The organism is Longibacter sp., assembly GCF_051155795.1.
Lineage (GTDB): Bacteria > Bacteroidota > Rhodothermia > Rhodothermales > Salinibacteraceae > Longibacter.
On record NZ_DAXETW010000169.1, the window covers coordinates 1 to 5,521 of the forward strand.

General features: G+C 60.6%; 4 protein-coding genes. 3 read left to right on the plus strand and 1 reads right to left on the minus strand.

Going from position 1 to position 5,521, the window contains the following annotated elements; translation table 11 throughout:
- Positions 1 to 239: 239 nt before the first annotated feature.
- From ACFCU0_RS15755 to ruvX, 3 genes are all read left to right on the plus strand, one after another.
- Entirely contained in the window at positions 240 to 2,501 is a 2,262-nt protein-coding gene (locus tag ACFCU0_RS15755) for a RelA/SpoT family protein (protein ID WP_434974638.1), read from the plus strand.
- Positions 2,502 to 2,667: 166 nt separating this feature from the next.
- Positions 2,668 to 3,054, plus strand: coding sequence for an HU family DNA-binding protein (locus ACFCU0_RS15760; RefSeq protein WP_434974639.1), 387 nt, complete (start codon positions 2,668 to 2,670; stop codon positions 3,052 to 3,054).
- Positions 3,055 to 3,071: 17 nt separating this feature from the next.
- On the plus strand, positions 3,072 to 3,500 hold the full coding sequence (gene ruvX, locus ACFCU0_RS15765) for a Holliday junction resolvase RuvX (protein WP_434974640.1): 429 nt from the start codon (positions 3,072 to 3,074) through the stop codon (positions 3,498 to 3,500).
- A gap of 926 nt (positions 3,501 to 4,426) precedes the next feature.
- On the opposite strand, the gene ACFCU0_RS15770 is transcribed toward ruvX, so the two are convergent.
- The gene (locus tag ACFCU0_RS15770; RefSeq protein ID WP_434974641.1) at positions 4,427 to 5,500 is read right to left on the minus strand and encodes a DUF72 domain-containing protein; all 1,074 of its coding nucleotides are present in this window, start codon (positions 5,498 to 5,500) and stop codon (positions 4,427 to 4,429) included.
- Positions 5,501 to 5,521 lie beyond the last annotated feature (21 nt).

The following is a 5,521-nucleotide window of genomic DNA, read 5'->3' on the forward strand; positions in this document are numbered from 1 at the left end:
GAGGAGACGGAAGAAACGGAAGAAGCAGCAGCTGGAGCGGCCTGACGCTCTCCATGCCGGCACGAGATACACCGAAAGCACCACGCCGACGCCTCGGGGTGGTGCTTTTTGTGTGGTACGGAGCGTTAGCATGGAGGCGCGCCGCTGCAAGAGTAGTCCCGCGGTGCGTATGGGATGAACCTTGCAGCGGAAAAAAGGTACCACGTATTCCGGCATCACGCACTTCATGCCCTGAGTATATGATTCAAGCTTCCGCCGTCCTCCAAAAAGACGACCTCGACATCGACCAGAACTACGTCGAGGGTCTGGAGAACCTCTTGGCGCACTGCCGGACGCACCTGCCCTCGGTGGACGAAGACCTCATCCGCCGCGCCTTTAAACTGAGCTACTGGGCGCATCGCGACGACTGGCGGGCCTCCGGTGAGCGGTACATCAGCCACCCCCTGGAGGTCGCCACCATCGTGGCCCGGGATATTGGGCTGGACGACCTCAGTGTGGCGGCGGCGCTCCTGCATGACGTTGTGGAGGACACGGAGCTCTCGCTCGACTTCATCGAGTCGGAGTTCGGGGAGACCATGGCTGCCGTCATCGACGGGCTGACCAAGATCAGTGGCGTTTTCGCGAGCCGAGAGCTCGGCCAGGCGGAGAACGTCCGCAAGCTGATGCTCTCCATGGCGACGGATCTGCGGGTCATCCTCGTCAAGTTCGCCGACCGCCTGCACAACATGCGGACGATCGACGCGCTTCCGAAAAAGAAGCAGCTCAAGAAGGCCGGCGAGACGCTCGACCTCTTCGCGCCGCTCGCACACCGGTTCGGGCTTCACTCCATCAAGAGCGAACTCGAGGATCTGTCGCTGAAGATCCTGGATCCGTCCGCGTACGAGCATATCGTCGGTACGATCAGCGACCTGGCGGAAGAGCGGGATAAGTTTATTTCCGCCTTCATCGATCCGCTCGAAGAGCGCCTTGAAGAGGAGGGATACGAGTTCCAGATCTACAGTCGGGTCAAGAACATCTACTCCATTCATCGCAAGATGAAGCGGCAGGACAAGCCGATCGATGAGATCTACGACATCTTTGCGATCCGCATCGTTCTGAAGACGTCGGACGACGTTGACAACAATACGCGGGAGAAGAAGGGGAAGGAAGACTGCTGGCGCGTGTACTCCGTTGTCACCGACGTCTACAAGCCGCTCCCCACGCGTTTTCGTGACTTCATCTCCAACCCGAAAGGCAACGGCTACCAGAGCCTGCACACCACGGTGCTTGGGCCCGGCGGTCGGCGCGTCGAAGTACAGATCCGCACTGACCGCATGCACGAGGTGGCCGAGAAAGGCGTTGCGGCGCACTGGCGGTATAAGGAGGGGCGGAAGAACGTCGACGAGGAGATGGAGCAGTTCCTGGAATGGGTACGGGATCTTCTCGACAGTCCGAAGCCGGAGGAAGCCACGGAGTTTGTCGAGGAATTTCGCCTGAACCTTTACGACGAGGAGATCTACGTCTTCACGCCCATGGGCGATCTGATGACGCTCCCGAAGGGTGCCACGCCGGTCGATTTTGCCTTCAAGGTACACACCGAGGTCGGCATGCAGTGCATCGGTGCGAAGGTGAATGGCAAGATGGTGCCGTTGTCCCGGGAGCTTCAGAGCGGCGATCAGGTCGAGATTATCACCTCCAAGAAGCAGTCCCCGAATCCGGACTGGGAGAATTTCGTCCAGACGCACAAGGCGAAGAGTCGCATTCGCCACTGGAAGAACGAGAAACGCCGGAAGACGGCCGAGCATGGTCGCGAGATCTGGGAAAAGGCAGCAGAGAAAGCTCACCTGGAGGTGAGCGACCACGATCTCCAGCAGTACGCCCACGACATTAAGTTTCCGGACTTGCGCCAGCTGTTCTACGAGATCGGAGCCGGGATCTACGATCCGCAGGATCTGATTTCCTACATCAAGGACGGCACCGTCTCGCCGGAGGAGGACGAACAGCACGATGAAGAGTCCCTCCGCGAGCAGTACGAGAACTTCCTCGAGACGGCGCAAACGAGCGGGCGCCAGGCGCTCGTGATCGACGGGGAAATGCAGCGCGACATCAAGGTCAATTACTCGTCCTGCTGCAACCCGATTCCGGGGGACGATGTGTTCGGATTCGTCAGTAAAACGGGCTCCATCAACATTCACCGGACGAACTGCCCAAACGCCACCGATCTGCTCAACAACCATCCGCATCGGATTCAGGATGTGGACTGGAGCCACCAGAAGGACGTTCACTTCGTGGCTGCGCTCCGCCTGATGGGGGAAGACCGGGCCAACATGCTGAACGATATCACGACGGTCATTTCCAAAAACCTGAACACGTACATTCGCTCGCTCACAATCGACTCGGAAGACGGTGTCTTCGAGGGCCGGGTCACGCTCCACGTGGCCGACCTCAAGCATCTTGAGCGCCTCAAGGAACGCCTGAAACGCATCGACGGGCTGTACGGTGTGTATCGCTTCGAAGAATGACGGGCGTCCGTTTGAGCCGCTCTGGCCCGCGTGGATGGGGCCGCTCGGGTTTTCGGTTCAAAACGGTTGAAGATGGGGGTGGAGCAAAATATGTTATACACTCCGTGTACCGCGCACATCATGGCCGGTAGGCGCTCAATGGATGCTCCTGGTTGTCTTTGACCTCATGTCCGATCGCCCCGAGACGCTTACGAAGAAAGATGTCGCGCGCAAGGTTGCGCAGCTCATGGACGAGCCGATCTACAAGAGCGAGCCCTGGGTCAGCGCTGTCCTGACCGCGCTGGGGGACCTTCTCATTGAAGCCGATCCCGAGCGACGGGTCGAGCTGCGAGACTTCGGCGTGTTCGAGGTCAAGAAAACCAAGGCCAAACCGAAGGCCCGCAACCCCAAGACCAATGAGCCGGTCTTCATCCCGAGTCGCCGCAAGACCCATTTCCGGCCCGGCAAGCGGATTCAGGAGGTACTGAAGACGCCGCTTCGCGAGTTGGATTACGACATCCCGGAGGGAAGTGCGGATGCACCGGACAGCGACGGCTCGAGTCCTTCCTCCTGAGCTTCGGTTTACGATCTGTGAGCCTATTAAACGCAACACCCCGCGTCGTCGGCGTGGACGTGGGCACCAAACGCATCGGGATTGCGAGGTCCGATCCCCTGCACGTGTTTTCGCAGGTGCACGGCACGTTCGCTCCCGCCAAGGCGGTGGCGGAAGTCGAGCGGTTGCACGAAGAGGACGGGATCTCTGTCCTGGTCGTCGGATGGCCGTTGTCGATGGACGGGGAAGAGAACGAATCCACCGAATTCGTTGACGCCTTCATCGAGGAGCTACGAGACGTCGTGCCGGACGTAGATGTCGTGCGGCAGGATGAGCGCTTCAGCTCGGAAATAGCGATCGGCGCCCTTCGCGAGGCCGGCGTCCGGCAGCCGGGGCGTCACGATAAGGGGCGGGTGGACGCGGCCGCGGCCGCCGTCATTCTCCAGGATTATCTGGACGCACGGTGAGCGGCATGGGGGAGAGGGAGAAAGGGAGAACGGGGGTGTGCGGGCGCTCGGTCTGTACGTTGTTGGGAGCGGCGCGGGCTTGGCTGCCGGTCGTGGGACGGGTCGAATGTGGACGCTCGCTCGCTGGGCTCGTTCAGACCGCTTTGGTTGACCTGGCGGCGCATGATCGGGCTGGAATGAAGAACGGGTTCTGCGTCCGGGCGCGGAGTGTAGCACGGAGAACGATCACAGTCTCGCCGGTCCATCACGAATACGAAATCCTGAATCCCCAATCCCCAATTCCGGATCGAACGCGAAACGTTCAACCGATCAACGCAGCAACGCAGCAACGCAGCAACGCTGGATCGTAGCGTAAACCTGCGCATAAGCGAGCGTCGTTGCGATGAGACTTAAGGACGCTCATAACGGGTATCCTTAATCCCCAATGCTGAATGTCATTGTTGCATGGCGGGACATGCAGTCTCGGAACGTCCGGTGGTGATCGCCAAGACGGGCCGTCAGGCGACGGACGTCTCAGACCGTTTCTGCAGCGGGTGTCCCCTTTTTTGACCGACCAAAAAAGGGAACGAAAAAAAGTCGCCCGGTCGTCCGCGCTCCGGCTGAAGGCTATGGGTCTTGAGCGGCCGCCCATCGAATCTCACTCGCTGCGCTCGTTCAGACGCTGCGCTCGCTCAGACAACGATGGCCGAAGCGCCGCTCGGCGTCCCGTCGCCTTCCGAGACGCCGGCCCGCGCAAGGCCCGGGGGAAACTGCACTCAGCCCGCGTTTAGCCTCGTATCTCGATGCCATGCAACAAGCCCATCCTGAATCCCAAATTCGCCCCTGCAACGCCTCAACGCCTCAACGATTCAACGCACCAACGCGTCAACGCACCAACGATTCAACGATTCAACGCACCAACGCGTAAACGCACCAACGCGTAAACGTTACGACGATCGTTTCTCCTGTTCGTCCAGAATCCGGTGGGAGATGGTTCGGGCGAGGTCCGGGGCGTTTCCCCAGGCCCGGTTGTTGGCGACGATATTGACGAGTGCGTTTTGCGCTTCGGCGCGGTAGACAAGCGCCGTCACATCCAGCACCATGTCTCTTGCCCCCTCTGTGTCGCAGATGTCGGGCACCGGCTTGTCGAACGGATAGGCCTTCGCGTAGGCATCGGCGTATTTCTCATTTCGCGGCGTCAGGAGGCGGGTGACGACCTCCTGGTTGGCGGCCGTCAGCCGCTCGCCAGACATCGTCCACTGATCCCGGATTTTCGGAAGCCAGGTCCAGTGACTGAACACGTGGCCGAGGCCTCGCTCTTCGAGCCAGTCGAAGTAGACCGGTTCGAGGAGGTGCTCGGATCGTAGTTCGATGTGGATCTGCGCATCGTCGCCGAGTGGGGCGAAGAAGTCCTCCATCGTGTCGACGTTGGCGGCAGGGCTCGGGCTGTCGCCCACGCGCCGGTACTCCTGCTGAAAGATGATGCCCGCCAGGCGGTCGCCGACGAGTTCAAGCGCCGGCTCGTGAAAGGTGCGGCGGTAGGCGCCCAAATCCAGATAGTCATCGTTGTCGACGAAACTGCCGCCCCGTCGCAGGCTGCGGGCAAAGTACTGTTGCGGTGCTTTCAGGAGGAAGGCGGCGTCGTCCGGGGCGTGATTGAGGTAGTTCTGAAGCACGCCGTAGTTGTTAGATGGGGTGCCGTCATCGTCGAGGAGCGGCCGGTAGAACGTGAAGTCGATTTCCAGGCAGCCGAAGTGGTCGAAGTAGTCGGCCACGCTACTGATCGGGACCCGGCGCTCCGTGTATTCCTCACCGCCGAGCCGTCGTTTCCGCTCCGAGATCTTCGTCGCGTACGTCTCTTCCGGGTAAATCTGGCCGACCCAGCCGCCGTAGCGATCGCTCGCCGAGCCGAATCGGGCGTTGGGGTGGACGTGGTAAAACCGGTAGTCGTCGACCTCCGAGCGAATGTCTTCGATGGAGAGCGACGTTCCGGAGGTGGATGCGGAGGACGTTTCGGACATGACGAGGCGATGGTTGCGGGT

What these genes read in the sequence shown, in the direction of transcription:
- ACFCU0_RS15755 (WP_434974638.1), top strand. Translation starts at nt 240, where the DNA reads ATGATTCAAGCTTCCGCCGTCCTCCAAAAAGACGACCTCGACATCGAC.
- ACFCU0_RS15760 (WP_434974639.1), top strand. Translation starts at nt 2,668, where the DNA reads ATGTCCGATCGCCCCGAGACGCTTACGAAGAAAGATGTCGCGCGCAAG.
- ACFCU0_RS15770 (WP_434974641.1), bottom strand. Translation starts at nt 5,500, where the DNA reads ATGTCCGAAACGTCCTCCGCATCCACCTCCGGAACGTCGCTCTCCATC.